General features: G+C 55.5%; 14 protein-coding genes, 1 other RNA gene and 1 pseudogene. 7 read left to right on the forward strand and 9 right to left on the reverse strand.

Annotated elements, in window-relative coordinates:
* Positions 1 to 925: DNA polymerase III subunit gamma/tau (dnaX, locus tag L9Z73_RS10750; RefSeq protein WP_247399893.1), on the reverse strand; the 925-nt coding region annotated here is incomplete at its 3' end.
* 132 nt (positions 926 to 1057) lie between these two features.
* Between dnaX and L9Z73_RS10755 the strand changes: the two genes are divergently transcribed.
* Together L9Z73_RS10755 and L9Z73_RS10760 are read left to right on the forward strand one after the other, a co-directional pair.
* A complete protein-coding gene (locus L9Z73_RS10755; protein ID WP_247399895.1) occupies positions 1058 to 1819 on the forward strand; it encodes a substrate-binding periplasmic protein in 762 nt (253 codons plus the stop codon).
* A gap of 53 nt (positions 1820 to 1872) precedes the next feature.
* Positions 1873 to 2244, forward strand: a complete 372-nt coding sequence (locus tag L9Z73_RS10760; protein WP_247399898.1) for a VOC family protein — start codon at positions 1873 to 1875, stop codon at positions 2242 to 2244.
* Here L9Z73_RS10760 and L9Z73_RS10765 read toward each other — a convergent pair.
* Entirely contained in the window at positions 2158 to 3123 is a 966-nt protein-coding gene (locus L9Z73_RS10765; protein ID WP_247399899.1) for a DMT family transporter, read from the reverse strand. The two genes, L9Z73_RS10760 and L9Z73_RS10765, sit on opposite strands and share 87 nt — an antisense overlap.
* Positions 3124 to 3225: 102 nt before the next feature.
* Between L9Z73_RS10765 and L9Z73_RS10770 the strand changes: the two genes are divergently transcribed.
* Positions 3226 to 4095 (forward strand): LysR family transcriptional regulator, encoded by an 870-nt coding sequence (locus tag L9Z73_RS10770; RefSeq protein ID WP_247399901.1) that lies wholly within the window; start codon positions 3226 to 3228, stop codon positions 4093 to 4095.
* Positions 4096 to 4564: 469 nt separating this feature from the next.
* On the opposite strand, the gene L9Z73_RS10775 is transcribed toward L9Z73_RS10770, so the two are convergent.
* The gene (locus tag L9Z73_RS10775; protein ID WP_247399903.1) at positions 4565 to 5548 is read right to left on the reverse strand and encodes an HNH endonuclease signature motif containing protein; all 984 of its coding nucleotides are present in this window, start codon (positions 5546 to 5548) and stop codon (positions 4565 to 4567) included.
* A 181-nt stretch (positions 5549 to 5729) separates the two neighbouring features.
* Between L9Z73_RS10775 and L9Z73_RS10780 the strand changes: the two genes are divergently transcribed.
* Together L9Z73_RS10780 and L9Z73_RS10785 are read left to right on the forward strand one after the other, a co-directional pair.
* Positions 5730 to 6299 (forward strand): recombinase family protein, encoded by a 570-nt coding sequence (locus L9Z73_RS10780; protein ID WP_247399905.1) that lies wholly within the window; start codon positions 5730 to 5732, stop codon positions 6297 to 6299.
* A gap of 606 nt (positions 6300 to 6905) precedes the next feature.
* Positions 6906 to 8294, forward strand: a complete 1389-nt coding sequence (locus L9Z73_RS10785; protein WP_247399907.1) for a hypothetical protein — start codon at positions 6906 to 6908, stop codon at positions 8292 to 8294.
* A gap of 205 nt (positions 8295 to 8499) precedes the next feature.
* On the opposite strand, the gene L9Z73_RS10790 is transcribed toward L9Z73_RS10785, so the two are convergent.
* On the reverse strand, positions 8500 to 8760 hold the full coding sequence (locus L9Z73_RS10790) for an Eco29kI family restriction endonuclease (protein ID WP_282598581.1): 261 nt from the start codon (positions 8758 to 8760) through the stop codon (positions 8500 to 8502).
* A 245-nt stretch (positions 8761 to 9005) separates the two neighbouring features.
* On the opposite strand from L9Z73_RS10790, the gene L9Z73_RS10795 reads away from it, so the two are divergent.
* Together L9Z73_RS10795 and L9Z73_RS10800 are read left to right on the forward strand one after the other, a co-directional pair.
* Complete coding sequence (locus L9Z73_RS10795) at positions 9006 to 9980, forward strand: hypothetical protein (protein ID WP_247399911.1); 975 nt, start codon at positions 9006 to 9008, stop codon at positions 9978 to 9980.
* 11 nt (positions 9981 to 9991) lie between these two features.
* On the forward strand, positions 9992 to 10393 hold the full coding sequence (locus tag L9Z73_RS10800) for a hypothetical protein (protein WP_247399913.1): 402 nt from the start codon (positions 9992 to 9994) through the stop codon (positions 10391 to 10393).
* A gap of 1713 nt (positions 10394 to 12106) precedes the next feature.
* On the opposite strand, the gene ffs is transcribed toward L9Z73_RS10800, so the two are convergent.
* The 5 genes and pseudogenes from ffs to L9Z73_RS10825 all read right to left on the reverse strand — a co-directional run.
* Positions 12107 to 12203, reverse strand: an RNA gene (gene ffs / locus L9Z73_RS10805) — signal recognition particle sRNA small type.
* A gap of 144 nt (positions 12204 to 12347) precedes the next feature.
* Entirely contained in the window at positions 12348 to 13517 is a 1170-nt protein-coding gene (locus tag L9Z73_RS10810; protein WP_247399915.1) for a zinc-binding metallopeptidase family protein, read from the reverse strand.
* Between the two features lie 102 nt (positions 13518 to 13619).
* Positions 13620 to 15986: an NAD-dependent DNA ligase LigA gene (gene ligA, locus L9Z73_RS10815; RefSeq protein WP_247399917.1), complete on the reverse strand. Its 2367-nt coding sequence runs from the start codon at positions 15984 to 15986 to the stop codon at positions 13620 to 13622.
* A gap of 87 nt (positions 15987 to 16073) precedes the next feature.
* Positions 16074 to 16934 carry a cell division protein ZipA gene (gene zipA / locus L9Z73_RS10820; protein WP_247399919.1) on the reverse strand — a complete coding sequence of 287 codons (861 nt, stop codon included), beginning with the start codon at positions 16932 to 16934 and terminating at the stop codon, positions 16074 to 16076.
* Between the two features lie 259 nt (positions 16935 to 17193).
* Positions 17194 to 18339 (reverse strand): annotated as a pseudogene (locus L9Z73_RS10825) (chromosome segregation protein SMC); the annotation flags it as partial.

Genomic DNA, 18339 nt, shown 5'->3' on the forward strand with positions numbered 1-18339 from the left:
GGTCGCCGTGGCCGTTGTCGACACCCTCCGGCAGGGCCTGGGCGATGGCGACGCGGTGCAGCACGTTGAGGATTTCCGAGAGCACGCCGTTCCAGTCCGGACCTTGCTCCGACAAGTGGCGCACGGCTTCGAGCAACGCCTTGGCGTCGCCTTCGATCAGCGCGTGCAGCACGTCGAACACCTGGCCGTGGTCGAGGGTGCCGAGCATTGCTCGCACATCGGCGGCCATGACCTTGCCTTCACCAAAGGCGATGGCCTGGTCGGTGAGGCTCATGGCATCACGCATCGAACCATCGGCGGCGCGGCCGAGCAGCCACAGTGCGTCGTCTTCGAACGGCACGTTCTCGACACCCAGCACGTGGGTCAAGTGCTCGACCACGCGCTCCGGGGTCATGTTTTTAAGGGAGAACTGCAGGCACCGCGACAAAATCGTTGCAGGAAGTTTCTGCGGATCGGTGGTAGCCAGGATGAATTTGACGTAGGGCGGCGGCTCTTCCAGGGTTTTCAACAAGGCGTTGAACGAGTGGCTGGAGAGCATGTGGACTTCGTCGATCAGGTAGACCTTGAAGCGGCCGCGGCTCGGCGCGTACTGCACGTTATCCAGCAGCTCGCGAGTGTCTTCGACCTTGGTGCGGCTCGCGGCGTCGATCTCGATCAGGTCGACGAAACGCCCTTCGTCGATCTCGCGGCACACCGAGCAGGTGCCGCAGGGCGTCGAGGTGATACCCGTTTCGCAGTTCAGGCATTTGGCTATGATTCGGGCAATGGTAGTCTTGCCGACACCGCGAGTACCGGTAAACAGGTAGGCGTGGTGTAGCCGTTGGCTGTCCAAGGCATTGATCAGAGCCTTGAGCACATGGGTCTGGCCGACCATTTCGCGGAACGAGCGCGGGCGCCATTTACGTGCAAGAACCTGATAACTCATCGAAAACCGTCGCAACTGAGAAGCGGAGCCGGTAATGCTAGCGGAGCAAGGGGGAAATTGCATCCGGCACGCTTGCCTAATCTGACTAAGATTGCCAGATTGGCCGTGAAAAGGCCTGAACCCGGAGAGTGTATGCGCGTAGTCCTGGGCGCTTTATGGATGATCACCACGGCCTGCCTGGCGGCGCCCGCACCGTTGCGTTTCTCGGTTTCCGACAGTTGGGCGATGCCCATGGTGCAAGTGGAGGACGGCCAACCCACCCAGGGCATTTTGTATGACCTGATGTTGAGCCTGGCCACCCAGGTCGGCCGCCCGGTCGAGTTCCACGTACTGTCCCGGGCACGCATTGCCAGCGCGATGGCCCATGGCGACATCGACGTGCGCTGTTATGTCACCCAGGCCTGGCTCGACAATTTGTCTGACGACTACATCTGGAGCCTCCCGCTGCTGGTCCAGCGCAACGTATTGGTCAGCACTCACAGACATCCGGTGCAAGTGACCCGGCTGGCGCCGCAGTCGATCGGAACAGTGCTCAATTACCGCTACTCCACACTCGACCCGCTGTTCGCCAACGGCCAATTGAGGCGCGACGACGCCCGCAGTGAAAACCAAGTACTGCACAAACTGGTGGCCGGGCGCTTCAAGTATGCGGTGGCCAATGAATGGATCGTCGACCGCTTCAACCAGAACCTGCCGATGGATCAGCGACTGCACAAAGTTGCCATGCTCGAGGAGCAAAGCCTGGGCTGCGTTGTGCGCAACGACCCGGACCTGCCGGTGCAACAAATCCTGCGCACCCTGCTGCAGATGAAGAAGTCAGGCGAAATCGACGACATCATCAAGCTGTACACCGGCGAAAACGCAGTGCCCTTGCACGCTCCTGACAAGAACTGACAGGGCCGCCTTATAGACTGGGCTCAACCAACCCCCGTTCTCAAGGAGCCCCAATGAACACTGTTGCCCATTACTTCCTGCTGTATGTCGACAGCCCCGCGACCAGCGCCAACTTCTACAGCCGCCTGCTGGACAAAGCACCGGTTGAATTGAACCCGACCTTTGCCCTGTTCATTCTCAATAATGGTGTAAAGCTGGGCCTGTGGTCGCGCCACACCGTGGAACCGGCGGCCCAAGCCACGGGCGGCGGCGGCGAAGTGGGTTTCGCCCTGCCCGACCAAGCCGCCGTGGACACCCTGCACGACCAATGGCTGGAACGTGGCGCCACGATCCTTCAGTCACCGACCGTCGTGGACTTTGGCTACACCTTTGTCGCCCAGGACCTCGACGGCCATCGGTTGCGAGCGTTCTGCATGAGCGACTGAGCAGCGCCGCCAGCGTCCTTCCAGGCTGATGGCCGCCACACTGGCGAGTACGATCACCGCGCCGAGCATCACCTGCCCGGCAAGGTGCTCGCCCAGCAGTGTCGCCGCCATCGCCATGGCCACCGGGGGAACCAGGTACATCGCCACCGATGCACGGCTGACCTCGACATGCTTCAACACGTAGGCCCAGGCAAGGTACGCCAGGGCGCTGGGGAAAATGCCCAGGACCAGCACCGCCAGGTTTTCCGGCCAGGGCGCCTGCGCCACGGCGGCGGGCAGGCCGGGCAGGTTCACGCAGAGCATCAGGGTGCCCGACCACACCATGTAGCACGCCAGGGTCAACGGGCTGTAGCGGTGGGCATAGTGCTTCTGGATGGCGAAATACACGCTCCACGACACCGCCGCCAACAGGATCAACAGACCACGTGGATCGATGTCACCCACGCCCTGCTCACCCCAGATCACCACCAGCACGCCGAGCAACCCCAGCAATACGCAGCTCCAGCGCCAGGCGCTGATCCGCTCCTTCAAGCCAAAAAACGCAATCAGCACACTGAACAGCGGTGCCGACTGCGCCAATACACTGGATGCCGCCGCTGTCACCCATTGCTGCCCGTAGTTGAGGCAGGTGTGATGCAGGAACACCCCGAAAAATCCCAGCACCAGCAACCATGGCACATCCCGCAGGCGCGGCTGACTGATACCCTGCACCAACGCCACACCCCCCATGAACACCGATGCGACCAGAAACCGCAACAACGCCAACTGGCCGGGGCTATAACTGTGCAGCCCCATGTGTACGCCAATCGGCGAATAGGCCCAACAGAGGATCACGCTGGCGATGACTAGCGTAAGCTTTGCGGGTGACGGGGCATTCATCGACGGCATCCAGAAACAGAAAAGGAGTGCCGCCAGTCTTGGCCGGGTCATGCGGCAGGACAATTAAGCGTTTCTGACTTCTGAAATCAGTGGAACTGAGCGATGGAAATGGCCCAACTGAAGATGGTGCGAGCCGTGGCGCAAACCGGCAGCGTGGCCCAAGCCGCGCTGCAATTGCATTGCGTGCCGTCGAACATCACCACGCGCATCAAACAGCTGGAAAGCGAATTGGGCACGCCGTTGTTCATCCGTGCCGGACGCGGGCTGGCGATCAGTGCCGCCGGTGAAATCTTCCTCGATTACTGCGAGCGCATCCTGGCACTGGTGGACGAATCCAAACGAGCGGTGGACGCCAACGCGATCCCTCGGGGCACCTTGCGTATCGGCGCGGTGGAGTCCAGTGCCAGCGGCCGCCTGCCACCGCTGCTCGCGGAATACCATCGACGCTACCCCGACGTCAGCCTGGAACTGGTGACGGGTGCCTGGGGCCAACTGCTCGACGACCTGCAACACCATCGCCTGGACGTGGCGCTGGTAGCCGCCGGTAACAAACGCACCAAGCTCGAACACAGCGTGGTCTACAGCGAACGCCTGGTGCTGATCGCCAGCCCCTCCAGCGCGCCGATCAACGGCGCAGAGGACCTGGCAGGACGCACCCTGCTGGTCTGGCCGCCCGGCTGCCCTTATCGCGCCGCCCTGGAAAACTGGGTCAAACCCCACGACCTCAAGCCGGCCATCGCCAGCTACGCCAGTTGGGGCACGATCATCGGCTGCGTCAGCGCGGGGATTGGCGTGGCATTAGCGCCGGAGGGAATTCTGGCGCGCTATGAGCAGACCAGTCAGTTGGCCTCGTACCGATTCGAAGAACTGGCGGCCGTGGATAACCTGCTGTTCTGGCACAAGGACACGCAGCGGCATCTGGCCAGGGATGCGTTCGCGGGGCTGCTGCGCGAAACCTTCGGCCAACACTGATCGAACATCAGCTTTTCGGGGCGGCCAATCGCGCGTACTGATCCAGGCTGATCCAGCCGGTGAACGACCGATCCTGAGCATTGACGAACTCGACCTGGGCCCAGCCATCCTTAATTGGCCGTCGCACTTGCCGTTTTCAGCCAACGAAAAACCCATCTTGGGGATGATCAAATTGAATAAATACTGAATGCACTGAACATCGACGGGCAAGTTGTGGGCTTTACCTTAATAATCAGATGCTTCATCCCTACTCCTTGCTTAGCAGCTTCCAATGTCAGATTGCCATATTCTACAGCAGCTTGAGAGCAACTAGCACTCGCAACAAATGAAACGGTCAGCAACCGTCCTAAGTTCGAAAACCTCCGGTTAACCCTGTAAAACATTAGTTTTTTTGAGTAAAAATCGACCTAGAACGCATTACCACTCGGCAACTACGGGGTCACCACCAAGCAGACTGCCTTCCTATACTTCAATTCCAATTTTTAAATTCGCGAGGGCTTCGAGCGGCAACGATCTCCAAGCAGCGCACTCGCAGCTCATCCCGGCCAACACCGAAATGGGTTTGACGATGAGCATCTGCAGTTAGGGCGATGACATTCTCAACCGTATCAAGACCACCTTCTGAAAGAGGAATGATGTGATGCGTTTCTAGATAGATTCCGCCATTGCTCATCGGGAAGCCGGGAACCTCGGTTAGCTCACAGGCACCTCCTGAACGCGCCAACACCCGCCGACGAACGTTTGAATCACGGTAACGTTGTACACCGTTATAGATATATGTGTCCGGCCGCTCATTAGTCGCAAACTGATCTACAACTGGTGTATGGCTCACTACATCGGTTTCTAACTGGACGGAAACTTCTTCAACACCAGTCGCTTCAGTAGCGTTACTCAGTGGATTACGGTTACCACGGACGAGCACGAATGCCCCTGTGTAATCGTCGAACGACTCGACAAACCAAGGCTGATCATCCAATTGGCGCCCCGTCGCTCGATCACGCTCCTTTCCTTCGTCTTCCTTCTCACGAACAGGTCCTGACACGATTACTACCCGCACGGGAGTTGAACTCATGTAAGCCAACTCGATGGTAGCGTTGAAATGCTGTGCACGATTGATACGTGAGTCTTTGATTGTTCGATTTCGATTCTTGTAGTCTTTTTCAAGCTGCTGGATCAACGTATCGGCATATGCCTTCAAGTTTTCTGAAAAGCAAACCCGCCCTTGACTGTCGACATGCAACCTTTCCCACCAAACACACAAAAGCAGAGTGCTTCTGTCGGCGCTTCGATAAGACCATTCATAACAGTAACCACCATTTGATTGAGGCAAGGCTACTGGTCGGCCATCCGTTTTCCTAAAGCTCCATGCTGCAATGTCTATCCCTGCACTTTGAACGCAGTCAATGATCATCCACTTGTCAGTTGGTCGAAGCGCTTCAAAATCAATGCTCATTCCCTGCCCCCTTAGGCTTAATGCTTAGTCGAACACGATGATATCAGAGGCTCATCAAACGACCGTTAAATGATATGTTCTAGACAGACGGCATTAGGAACCATCTAAATATCCTTTAGGATTTGTCGATACCCCGATAAGGTGATCCTGCGTTAGATGATCCCTACCAAGGAGTGTTTCAATGTCCCGCACCTTCCTGTACTGCCGAGTCAGCACCTCAACTCAGTTCACAGAGAATCAAGTACAAGAAGTCAAAGCGGCTGGCTTCGACGTGCAGACAAGTCGAGTAGTCGAAGAAACCATTTCAGGCAGTGTCGCCGCGAAAGAGCGTCCTGGCTTTCAGAAGCTACTGGAACGAATGGAATCGTCTGACGTGCTGATAGTCACCAAACTGGACCGCTTAGGCCGTAACGCCATGGATGTTCGTCAGACTGTTGAGCATCTGGCAGCCAGCGGCATCCGTGTTCACTGCCTCGCCCTTGGCGGCGTAGACCTCACCTGTGCAGCAGGCAAAATGACCATGCAGGTGCTCGGGGCTGTCGCCGAATTTGAAAGGGACCTGCTGATTGAACGTACTCAGCAAGGATTAATGCGTGCAAAGTCCAAAGGAAAACAGCTTGGTCGTCCGATCGCTGTGAAAACCACCGAAAGAGTTCAACGATTGAAGGTACAGGGGTACTTGCAGATCCAAGTCGCGTCAGAATTAGGAATTGGTATTGCAACTGTTAAACGCCACTGGAATAAGGTTTAGGCAATTATCACAAGCTCCGGGAGGTAGGGGCAAACGACTTGTACCACCCTTTTTTCTTCCTAGACCCCAGTTTCGGGTCCCTCGGGTAAATGAATTGAATGAATGGAAAAATGCCGTCCAAAAAATTAAGCTAGCAAATTGCATGAGTGCCGACAAGTGTTTATGTCCAACATGATCAATCCACACCAAAGATGCGATGGGCAGAGTATCAAAAGCGGTCGCTGGAGGATGCCTCGCCGTGCGGTCTAATTGGCTGCTCAAGGCTCCCACAAACGATGGACCGAAAGTGGCTGCTTTCCTATAGTGTTCTCAATGAGAAGATAGGGGCAGAGATCTGTTTAGGACCGGTTGGAATCAGTAAAATCGATGGACTACCGGGCAAAATGCCCTCTATATTCAAAGTGGCATTGTGCTCCCGCCCTTCCGAGAGGTACCCTTTCGTTTTCTAAGTCTAGTATGCAAAAGGAATTGTCGTCATGTCATATAATCCCTCTCTTTCTACCCCTTTAAGAGCATTGGCTTTCACCACATCTATCCAGATGTGATTGCGCCAGCGAGAGGCTATTTGTAGCCAACCTACTAAACACTTATAAAAGCAATAGAAAAATGACAATTGCACTCCCCTCAAGATATGAAGATTTGGCTCAAGCGTTTCGCGGAAAGCTGGTCCCCAACCAAGATTTAATCGCACTTGTAAATAGATCTTACAAGTCCATGACTATCAGCGGAGGAATTAGGTTTTTGCCAATTTACGGTAAAAGTGGAGTAGGAAAAAGTTGTGCAAGTCATGAGTTAGGCACTCACATGCCTGACGTAAAGACATTTGTATTGGAACGTGAGGAAGTCGAGTCTAGTGATAGGCTTCTGGCGCGAGTCAGAGCAGAACGGCAAATAACAGATAAAAAAATGTTGGTAGCCATTATCGATCAATATGAGGAAAACGTTCAAGGTAAAGAGCGCATTCCAAGCCAATTCATTGAGCACATTAGCCTTCTAGACAGAAAGGAGCTAAAAAATGAATTAGTCATGTTTATTTGGCTCACGACAAGCAAGGAGTTTCAGGACCAACTCGTAAAATCAACATCACGGAACGAGCGCATACTTGCTAATGAAAGTTTTGAAATTCACGGCCCAAACAAAAGTGAATGGCCTGAAATTGTCGAAGAAACATTTTCTTTTCACAATAGCGAAAGCCCATTAGCTGACTATGGAATTCTACCTGAGCATATAAATACAATCTCAAGGACAAAAGAAACAATAGGCTCTGCCATTGAAGAGATTGGTGTGGTGTTAGCAGAGCAACTTACATCATTAGAAAATTTTTCTGAGTATCAAGTAATCTTAATATGGCCGGTTGCAGATGCAACAAGAAGCCAGCGCGTTACTCAATTCTCAAAGCCTAGGACTGGCTATAGGCTTAATTGGGACGCGTGGTATAGCCAACTGAACGATGACGATAGAAACAACCTGCCATTGCATGAGCTAAATCGTGCACGCCTTTACTTTGACGTACGCGTCGTTCCTGTTCGCGCAGCAGACCTACATCGTTTGTGCATAGACTTGGACAATGACGATAAAAATTTATCACAAGCACATCTCGAACGTTTTAGAAGCACTCACTTCTTTCATGTTCTATCAGGAAACTGGCAAAATTATGAGTTTGCACCTATGCGCGAGAGGGATTCTCAACGAGCAGATGATGCAAAAGTATGGTACGAATCAGTAACAACCCAGCCCACTAAATTAGGACGGAGATTGGCAAAAATAATTCGCTCACTCGGAATTAATGCCAAACACGAAGTCACAATAACATCAGAGTATTCAAGCTTACGAGCAGACGTATTTGTTCAGCCGTCAACCGAGCCATCCAAAAAAATAATTATTGAACTAAAAGCCTTTGCGTCTGAAAACACGATGCCATCAACTATCAAAGACCAGATCAAAATAACATTGAGGCGACATGCTCAATTTGCTGGTTTTCTCCAAAAGCAATAATACATGACTACGTCTTAAAGAGACGGGGGCGATTTTTAAAATCCCCCCAACTTTCTTATCACAGCCAACTATTTATCTAACAGATAGCACCATATAAAGCCAACCAACACAGTATGAACTTCGGTTAACGCCTCCCTAACAAAACACCTAATCGTCATCTGTCATGTAATGGATGCGAACATCCTACCCGCCCACTCCTAGAACGTTATTCGCCTTCAGCTTTGATAAACTGGGCCGAAAGGCTTGGGGTTCGCTCACGAAGATAGCTCACAGCATCATCTGCAATCTCATTCGCCTTCTCTGGCCTTTCAGCTAGATTCATTGCCCATGATCGACCTGGATGCAATACATCCCAGCGTGGACGCATCCCCGCATGACGCCCCTTTCCTGAATTGTGGTTGCCGAAGCAATCAATCAGCGAATTCCACACAGATGTAAATCTTGCGATGATTAGCGATTCACCCAGCGGGGTCTAAATGTCATCCACGACCAAAAAGCGGCAATGAAAATCGTCGATATTCAGGTTCTCAGCCGCGCGAACACTGTCTGCGTAACGCTAGCTAGAACCTGTGCGGTGTTGGTTCAATGACTAGGTCAAAATCAATTTTCGACCCCGTATTGGTTGACTTCCACTTACTGATCTATCGTGTCAGCAGCAGCACGCTCCGCCTTCAAACCCGAAGCGTAGCGAATGACCCCGCGAGGTGCACGATGAAAATGATCAGGTTTGTCGTAGTAGCCGTTTACTTGGCGTTAACGGGCTGTGCTACGAATATGGCAACGGTAGGAGCATTTAGCAAAAGTACGCAAGAGCTTGCCGGACAGTCAGTTGATATGTTGACTAAGTATTCTGGTCAATGCAGCAAGCGCATTGCTATCATCAATCATGAAAAAGCTGTGTTGGACCAAGCTGAAGTTTACTGGAAAAACACAAGAGGAATAAACGCTTCCGATTCAGCCCAACCCGTCGCAACCATCGGCAAAGCACGTAAAAGCCTCCAGCCCTATCAGGACGGACTAATTACAAACTGTCCTGGCCAGGCAGCAAAGCTCACCGCTGCACGGTCGATCGGCGATGTTCTGCTGAATTACGGGGTTGCCCTCCAATCGCTATCAGCAGATGAGTTTGTTGCTTACAACCCCAAGCTAGACGAAATCCCAAGCTCTCTGGCTAAGCTACCGGGGACATCTGGCCAACCGCTTCTTGATGAAAACCAGATCGGTGCTGTCAGGGAACTGACTAAGCTCGTGTACCGAGTATCCATCCTCAGCTACCGGCAGAAGCAGCTTGAGCAAGCCATGGGACCAGAGCAGCGGAAGCAACTCCTGAACGTCATTCAAAGCCTTTCATATCTAACCTCCTCCTATCTGGAGGGCCTAGAGAAAGAAAAAATTGAATTGGGCCTACTTTCTTCCGATCTCGATGCACTGATGCTTGAGCGAGTATTGCCTGAGCCATTATCTGTTACCGAAGTACAGCGGCAATTGAGTGTAGAGGTCACTGATGTCGAGAAGCGACAGGAGGCGATGAAAGCCTATGTTGTGGCACTTGGGAAGTTCGTTGGCGGTTTTGACAGCGCTGCAGAGTCAATTCATGAGCCTTCAGACAAGGAAATTGCTAAAGAGGTCATTGAGTTTGGGAAAAGCGTTTATCGCGTTCAGGCCGCACTTGATAAAGCATTCTAAGGAGATTAAACATGGCTATCAGCGTTCAATTGGACCTCAATGAAATTGCAGAACTTCGTCAGCAATCGCTGACCCTAGCGAAGGAAATGTCCATCTGGCTAAAAAGTAACCCCGGTGCGCCGGACTATTTTGCTCGGGCTGAAATGTTGCGAGAGCTTATAGCGCAGTTGGACCATTGGGAAAGACAGGGGATAGAGATCGCGGTTGACAGCAATATGGCTGGTGGAGCCGTCGACCAGATTAATGCGGCAACTAAATCACTTCAAAAAGCTGCTGCCCGTGTTGCCTCGATCGGCGCTAAGGTCGAAGTGTTTGGGGCTTTCGTCGACCTGATGGTGGCAATCTCCGCTGGCAAACCAGAGGACATCGTCAAGAAAGGGATCGCACTAGCCGATGCTGCCGACAACCTATAAAAGTATAACTTTCCTAAGAAGCCTTCGCACCTTGGGGGCTTTTTTAGAAACCGTTGTTGGGCAGCAAAACTTGTACTTTTCGACTTTCACCAACTTTAACATTTACCCCTACCTTAGCTACTTAAGGATAGCCAGCTTAGGGGTAAGCGTTTCGGCGCCCAGTCGTACAACTTGAACATTCTAGTGTGCATTCTCAGAATAAAGTCATTTCCAACTGGTGACTTTCTCAAAAAAATCAGAAAGATATGACTACATCACAGGGGCGTTTATTTCGAGACTGCACACTAGAGGCTGAGCCACAACACCAGCGAAAACTTGGTGCCTTGTCGCTAGGCCTAACCGGGGATTGGGACTCTGTGGAAAACGATCTTGATTAATCCTTGCAGGGAAACGAACCTTTGAGTGCCAGCATCACTACGCCGATTTGATCCTCACTCAACCGGGCAGGGTTCCTGCCTAGATAATTGATGACGATTCGCGCTCCTTACCCGTTGGTCAGGCTGCTTTCAGGCCAGCACACTTGAACGTCTGCAGTAGACATCCTGTTTGCAGGATTGCGATTCTGTTCTTCACCCCTTCGATTAACCCTAGGTAAAGCCCCACACCCATCATGTCGGTGCCAAATTAGATTGTGTTGGGACCACTGTACTTAATCGACCCTTTGCAATTCTGGTATAGTCCATGCCCTGTACCTAATTGTGATGCGGCCAGCGCTAATAGTGTCAAATTGCTAGTTGTCATCGCTCCAATCAGTGAAACCGCACACATCCATACCCTCACGGTCAAATCCTTTTTAGTTATTCAGGCATATTACCGGTTGCGGTGACTTCTGTGGAATGGTTACTAGTCATTCGTCGTCTTCCTCATCATTCTCCTCATCAGACACAGAGGCGGCGTTCTCTTCGACGTAGGACTCACACCCTTGGTTGAATGATGCTGACGGCGTGCTACATGACGCTTCGTCTTCGACATCGTGTCGCTCGGCCCAGTCATATCCAGCCTGATGACCAGAGCAGTCCCCAAGGCAGGTATTACCGTAAAACGTAGCAGCGTTGGCAGTCGTAATACTCAGTATCGTTACAAGCAGCGCGATTAAACTAGCCGTCTTCATTGCGAACCTCGCTGTGAATTGCCAAACCAGTTAAGTAACTCTACAGCTACTTGCCGTCACGAGGTTTAGTACCAAACTTTCCAGTGTAAGGGTTCAAATTCCCCTTTGTGCTGTAGTTGTTATTTCTAGTGACATCTGGATTAGTAGCGCGGGAAGGTTTTACATATGATCCATTACTTCGCGTATAGCCACTGATAGCGTGATCAGAACGACTCCCATAAGAATAACTAGATTTGTACGAAGTATGGCCACCGGAACTGCTCCCGCGAGCAAAAGCATTCCCTGAAAGCGCCAATGCCGCCACAGCCGCCAGAATCAGTACCCTTTTCATGCAACCTCCCTTGCCAGATCAATGATGGCTCAACGATACCACCACCAAAGCGCAGACAACACACGCTTCTAGCTTACTTCAGGGAAAGCACGGCATGGGGTAAGGGTGATGATGGGCGCAAACTATGAATGGAAGCACTTGGATCGCGAGGACGTGGCAAGCTATGATCCTCAGTAAATTGCACCTCTTAGGTGTACCAGAACGCTGTCACACTTCGAGATTTTTGACTGAGAAATCCTTGAGAATTCAAGGACTTACGTTATGGAGGCAACCCCACCAGCCACACCCCGGCACACAATGTTCCCGCTGTGGCTGCTGCCTTCCGGCTCTGACCAGGTTCACGGGTAATCGTTGCGGGGGGACCGATGGGGTCACCATAACGACGCTCGCCTCTCGGCAAGCCGCGCCATTGTACCGATCTCATCGGAAGTTACAACCATTGGTGCGGGATTAAAAAATCAAGAGGTTCAAGCACTTGCCATGGCCGTCAGCATTGCCCCTGCCACACTGGCTCATGACTGTGCCTGTAGGACCTCGTCCGCCCTGCCGCCCTCTTCCTGGATCACCAGGTGAATGAAGTGCAGCTTGGCGATCACCGCCGGTGGCAATACGAAGGGGTAGAAATCCGGCTGGCCCATGGCGCGGGACAGTTCGTTGAGCATGCCGGCTAGTTCGATCCAGGCGTTGACGAACGACAGGAACGCCGCGCCGCCGGGGTGTTCGGGGTCATAGAGGCTGGCGAGGGGGAACGGCTGGTAATCCAGGTCCATCTCGCGGGCGCTCATGCCGAAACCCAGGGCGGTGTCGACGGCGTCCATCATGTGCAGGTAATGCGCCCAGGTTTCGGCCCAGTCTTCCCAGGGGTGCATGGTGGCGTAGGCGCTGACGCAGGTGTGTTGCCAGTCCGGGCGCGGGCCGTTCTGGTAGTGTTGGTCGAGGGAATCGGCGTAACTGGCGCGTTCGTCGCCGAACAGGTTGCGAAACGGCTGCAACCAGTGGCTGTTGGCGATCAGCCGATCCCAATAGTAGTGGCCGACTTCATGGCGAAAGTGGCCGAGTAAGGTGCGGTACGGTTCACGCATCTGCACGCGGATTTTTTCGCGGTGGGCGTCGTCGGCTTCCTTGATGTCGAGGGTGATCAGGCCGTTGGCATGGCCGGTGGTGGGCGCGTTGCCTTCCAGGTCGATGCCGACGAAGTCGAAGGCCAGGCCGTTGTCTTCGTCGACGCTTTTGGGCACGACCTGCAAGCCCAGGCTGATCAGTTGCGCCACCAGCCGGCGCTTGGCGGTTTCGACCTTGCACCAGCGCTCGGGGTTTTCGGGGATCGACAGGTCGGGAATGGTGCGATTCAGGCTGCACGCCACGCACAGCGAGCTGGTGCTGTGGGCGCGAATCAGCCAGTTGCAGGCGGCCGGGCTGTCGAGGTTGGCGCAGCGGCGGAAAGCGCCAGCATCGAGGTTGTCATCCAGCAGCCAGGTGTCGGCGACCGGACCCGGTTGCAGCGAGGACAGGCGGCTTTGTTGCGGCTGGTAGCCCAGCAGCGCCGAGCAGGCCAGGCACTGGCTGTTGCGAAAGAACAACGACTGGCCACACCGACACTGCCAGACCTTGCTGTTGCGCGAGGATTCGGCCACGAACGGTGCGGCGATGCGCGAACTGAGTTGTTCGAAGAAGCGGTACATGGCGATCTCTCCCGGGACGACCAAGACTAGATCATTTCGCGCTCGGGATCGTTCCCCTTTCTTCGAAGGGCTGCTTCGCAGCCCAACAGGAGCAGGAAGTCGTCAGACGGTGATGTTGTGCTGGGCTAGAAAGTCCACGAAAGCTGCTTCGTCCAATACCTTCAGGCCCAACTCACTCGCCTTGGCCAGTTTTGAACCGGCACCCGGCCCGGCCACCACACAATACGTCTTCGCCGACACCGAACCGGCCACCTTGGCGCCGAGGCTTTCGAGCTTGTCCTTGGCCACGTCACGGCTCATCAGCTCCAGGGAGCCGGTCAGCACCCAGGTGTGCCCCGCTTCCGGCAAGCCTTCGATCACTTTCTTCTCGCTCTGCCAGTGCATACCGAAGTCCTTGAGCTGCTGCTCGATGGCCAGGGCAAGGTTGGCGTGGTCGGGGTTATCGAAGAACTCGCGCACGGCCTTGGCCTGCTTCTCGGGCAGCGCCTGGCGCATATCGAGCCAGTCGGCCTTGATCACGCCGTCGAGGGAGCCGAACTTATCCGCCAGTTTCTGCGCAGCGCCGGGGCCAACGCTGGGCACGTTGAGTTTGTCGAGCAAACCGCCGAGGGTGGTGCTGGCGGCGAACTCGGCGCTCAGGTCGCCTTGTTCCTGCAGTTGCAGGCCGCATTTGTCCGGCGCCAGCAGCGCGCCGATCACGTCCTGGTTATGGCGATCTTCAAAGAAGCTGTGGATCTCGTGCGCCACTTCCAGGCCCACGTCCGGCAAGTACGTCAGCACTTGCGGCAACGCGCGCTGCACGCGCTCCAGGGACGCCAGGGAGCGCGCCAGCACCTTGGCGGTCTCCTCGCCCACGTCGGGAATGCCCAGGGCGTAGATGAAGCGCGCCAGGGTCGGCGTCTTGCTGTGTTCGATGGCGCTGATCAGCTTCTTGCTGGAGACATCGGCGAAGCCTTCCAGGTCGATGATCTGTTCGTACTTGAGCGTGTAAAGGTCGGCCGGCGAGGCGATGAGTTTTTCATCCACCAATTGCTCGATGGTCTTGTCGCCCAGGCCGTCGATGTCCATCGCCCGGCGCGAGACGAAATGGATGATCGCCTGCTTGAGCTGCGCGCCGCAGGCCAGACGGCCGACGCAGCGGTACACCGCGCCTTCGCTGACGGTTTCCTTGCCCTTGCTGCGTTTGACCAGTTGGGTGCGCTCGACATGGGAGCCGCACACCGGGCAGTTTTCCGGGATATGAACCGCGCGGGCGTGTTCCGGGCGGCGCTCGGTGACCACCGATACGACCTGCGGGATCACGTCCCCGGCGCGGCGGATGATCACGGTGTCGCCGATCATCAGGCCCAGGCGCGCCACTTCATCCATGTTGTGCAGGGTGGCATTGGACACGGTGACACCCGCGACCTTGACCGGCTTGAGGCGCGCCACCGGGGTGACGGCGCCGGTGCGGCCGACCTGGAACTCCACGTCGAGCAGCTCGGTCAGCTCTTCCATCGCCGGAAATTTGTGCGCGATCGCCCAACGCGGTTCACGGGCGCGGAACCCCAGCTCGCGCTGGGAGGCAATGCTGTTGACCTTGAACACCACGCCGTCGATTTCATAGGGCAGGCTGTTACGCCGCTCGCCGATATCGCGGTAGTAGTCCAGGCATTCCTGGATGCCCTTGGCCAACTTCAGCTCATGACTGATCGGCATGCCCCACTTCTGCAACTGCTGCAGATTGCCGATGTGGGTGTCGCTGATGTCCGCCGTCACCTGGCCAATGCCGTAGCAGCAGAATTCCAGCGGGCGACTGGCGGTGATTTTCGAATCCAACTGGCGCAGGCTGCCGGCGGCGGCGTTGCGCGGGTTGGCGAAGGTCTTGCCGCCGACTTCCAGTTGCGAGGCGTTCAGGCGCTCGAAACCGGCCTTGGACATGAACACTTCGCCGCGCACTTCCAGGGTCGCCGGCCAGCCGCTGCCGTGCAGTTTCAACGGGATATTGCGCACGGTGCGCACATTCACGCTGATGTCTTCGCCGGTGGTGCCATCGCCCCGGGTAGCGCCGCGCACCAGTTCGCCGTCCTGGTACAGCAGGCTGACCGCCAGGCCGTCCAACTTTGGCTCGCAGCTGTATTCCACGGCGGCGCCGCCGCCAAACAGGTCGCCCACCGGCAGGTCGAGACCCTCGGTGACGCGGCGATCGAACTCGAGCATGGTGGTTTCATCGAAGGCGTTGCCCAGGCTGAGCATGGGAATCTCATGCTTGACCTGGGTGAACGCCGACAACGCCGCACTGCCGACCCGCTGCGTCGGTGAATCACGCGTGACCAGCTCCGGATGCTCGGCCTCCAGGGCCTTGAGCGCTTGGAACAAGCGGTCGTACTCGGCGTCCGGAATGCTCGGTTCGTCGAGGACGTGATAACGGTAGTTGTGCTGATCCAGTTCAGCGCGCAGTTCGAGGATGCGGGTGTGGGCGGCGGTCATGGGTGTTCTCTCATAAAGCAAAAGAGCAGCCGAAGCTGCTCAAATGTTGGTGCGCTTGATTCTATCGACAACGCTTGAGGCCAGACCTCAGCGTTTCTGTGTCAGGGCGCGACGCTCGAACTCGACGATGCGCTGACGGTAGTGTTCGATCGTCTGGGCGGTCAGGACGCTGCGCTGGTCGTCCTTCAGTTCGCCGTTGAGTTCCTGGGACAGCTTGCGCGCTGCGGCGACCATCACGTCGAACGCTTGTTTCGGATGACGCGGACCTGGCAGGCCGAGGAAGAAGCTCACCGCTGGTGTGCTGAACAGGTCGATATCGTCCAGGTCGAAGGTGCCTGGCTTGACCGCGTTGGCCATGGAGAACAGCACTTCGCCATTACCGGCCATGCTTTCGTGGCGGTGGAAGATATCCATCTCGCCAAAACGCAGGCCGCTTTCCAGGATGTTCTGCAACAGTGCCGGGCCCTTGAAGCCGGCGGTGTCGCGGCAGATCACGCTGATCACCAGGACTTCTTCGGCGGCCGGCTGATCGTTCACCGACTGGCGCGGCACACTCTTGGTCGGGCTCTCGTCAGGGAAATCGTCATCGCGGCTGCTGAAGCTCGGGCCGTCATCCACGCCCAGGTTCAGGTCGCCCTGATGCGGCTCGGCGGCGGCACTGCCGCGCTTGCCACGCTTGGAGGACGGTTCGCGGGCTTCGCGCACAGGGGCGCTCATGGACGGCAAGTCGTGCTCGTCCAACTGCGGTTCCTTATGGGTATCCAGCACACGGGGCGGCCCCAGCAGCTCCGCACCGGCGTCGTCGTCGGGCAAGTTGGACAGGTTGCGGTCCAGACGGAACTTGAGCTTCCCCTTGCCACCGCGCATACGGCGCCAGCCATCAAAAAGAATACCGGCAATGACAATAATGCCGATGACGATCAGCCACTCGCGCAGACCGATTTCCATGTAATCCCGTGCCTCTAAGAAAAAATGCTGAAAAATAAGGGGTTTAGCACCGTGCAAACCGCTTTAAAACGTGGCGCCAACTCTATGTTCTGACTGACGTTTTGCCCACGCATACGAAAAATTGACATTAAACTAGCACGACCAAAGATAACTTTACACCGTCTGTCAAAATGCCTTGAACAAATATGTCCATTTGCCACTTTCGTCAGACCGGTAAACCGCCCTACATCGAGCTGAAAATCTTCGCTGCTGGCGTGGATCAGGATTCCACCATCGCCATCGCTTCTTCGACATCCACCGCCACCAATCGCGAACAACCCGGCTCGTGCATCGTCACCCCCATCAACTGATCAGCCATTTCCATGGCGATCTTGTTGTGGGTGATATAGATGAACTGCACGGTCTGGGACATCTCTTTAACCAGGCGTGCGTAACGTCCTACGTTAGCGTCATCCAGTGGCGCGTCAACTTCGTCGAGCATACAGAACGGCGCCGGGTTCAACTTGAAGATGGCAAACACCAGGGCCAAAGCGGTCAGGGCTTTTTCGCCGCCGGACAACAAATGGATGGTGCTGTTCTTCTTGCCCGGAGGCCGCGCCATGATCGTTACCCCTGTATCGAGTAGATCTTCGCCCGTCAGTTCCAAGTAAGCGCTGCCACCACCGAAAACTTTTGGGAATAACGCCTGTAAACCGCCGTTAATCTGATCAAAGGTATCTTTGAAGCGGTTGCGGGTTTCCTTGTCGATCTTGCGGATCACGTTTTCCAGGGTGTCCAGCGCTTCCACCAGATCGGCGTTCTGGGCGTCCAGATAACGTTTACGCTCGGACTGTTGCTGATATTCGTCGATGGCGGCGAGGTTGATCGCGCCGAGTCGCTGAATACGCGCGGCAATCCGCTCAAGTTCTTCTTCGGCGTCTTTCTCGTTGGCCTGGGCGGTCAGGGTGTTGAGCACGCCGTGCAGGTCGTAGCCGTCTTCGAGCAGTTGGTCCTGCAGGGTTTTGCGGCGCACGGTCAGGGCTTGCCATTCCATGCGCTGTTGTTCGAGCTGGCCGCGAATCAGCTGGGATTGCTGCTCGGCCTGGGTCCGGCGTTTTTCCGCTTCGCGCAGTTCGCGGTCGGCATCTTCCAGGGCGATTTGCGCGGTCTTGAGCTCTTCGTCGACGGTCATGCGCTTGTCGAGCAGTTCTTCGAGCTTGAGCCGCAACTCTTCCAGGGGCGCTTCGCCCTCCTCCAGATTAAGGCTCAGTTGCTCGCGCTTTTCGGTCAGGCGCTCGGACTGCATCTCCAGGCGTTCCAGGGCCTGGCGCGTGGAGTCGTGCTGGGCGCGCAGGGAGCCAAGGCGCACCGCCAACTGATGGGCATGGTCCTTGTGCTGGCGCGCTTCCTGGCGGACCCGGAAGAT

Source organism: Pseudomonas emilianonis, assembly GCF_023072625.1.
Lineage (GTDB): Bacteria > Pseudomonadota > Gammaproteobacteria > Pseudomonadales > Pseudomonadaceae > Aquipseudomonas > Aquipseudomonas paraveronii.

Coding starts and splice junctions, on each gene's coding strand:
- zipA (WP_247399919.1), bottom strand. CDS start 16,934: ATGGAAATCGGTCTGCGCGAGTGGCTGATCGTCATCGGCATTATTGTC.
- L9Z73_RS10765 (WP_247399899.1), bottom strand. CDS start 3,123: ATGAATGCCCCGTCACCCGCAAAGCTTACGCTAGTCATCGCCAGCGTG.
- L9Z73_RS10755 (WP_247399895.1), top strand. CDS start 1,058: ATGCGCGTAGTCCTGGGCGCTTTATGGATGATCACCACGGCCTGCCTG.
- L9Z73_RS10780 (WP_247399905.1), top strand. CDS start 5,730: ATGTCCCGCACCTTCCTGTACTGCCGAGTCAGCACCTCAACTCAGTTC.
- L9Z73_RS10795 (WP_247399911.1), top strand. CDS start 9,006: ATGAAAATGATCAGGTTTGTCGTAGTAGCCGTTTACTTGGCGTTAACG.
- L9Z73_RS10760 (WP_247399898.1), top strand. CDS start 1,873: ATGAACACTGTTGCCCATTACTTCCTGCTGTATGTCGACAGCCCCGCG.
- L9Z73_RS10775 (WP_247399903.1), bottom strand. CDS start 5,548: ATGAGCATTGATTTTGAAGCGCTTCGACCAACTGACAAGTGGATGATC.
- L9Z73_RS10800 (WP_247399913.1), top strand. CDS start 9,992: ATGGCTATCAGCGTTCAATTGGACCTCAATGAAATTGCAGAACTTCGT.
- L9Z73_RS10785 (WP_247399907.1), top strand. CDS start 6,906: ATGACAATTGCACTCCCCTCAAGATATGAAGATTTGGCTCAAGCGTTT.
- L9Z73_RS10810 (WP_247399915.1), bottom strand. CDS start 13,517: ATGTACCGCTTCTTCGAACAACTCAGTTCGCGCATCGCCGCACCGTTC.
- ligA (WP_247399917.1), bottom strand. CDS start 15,986: ATGACCGCCGCCCACACCCGCATCCTCGAACTGCGCGCTGAACTGGAT.
- L9Z73_RS10770 (WP_247399901.1), top strand. CDS start 3,226: ATGGAAATGGCCCAACTGAAGATGGTGCGAGCCGTGGCGCAAACCGGC.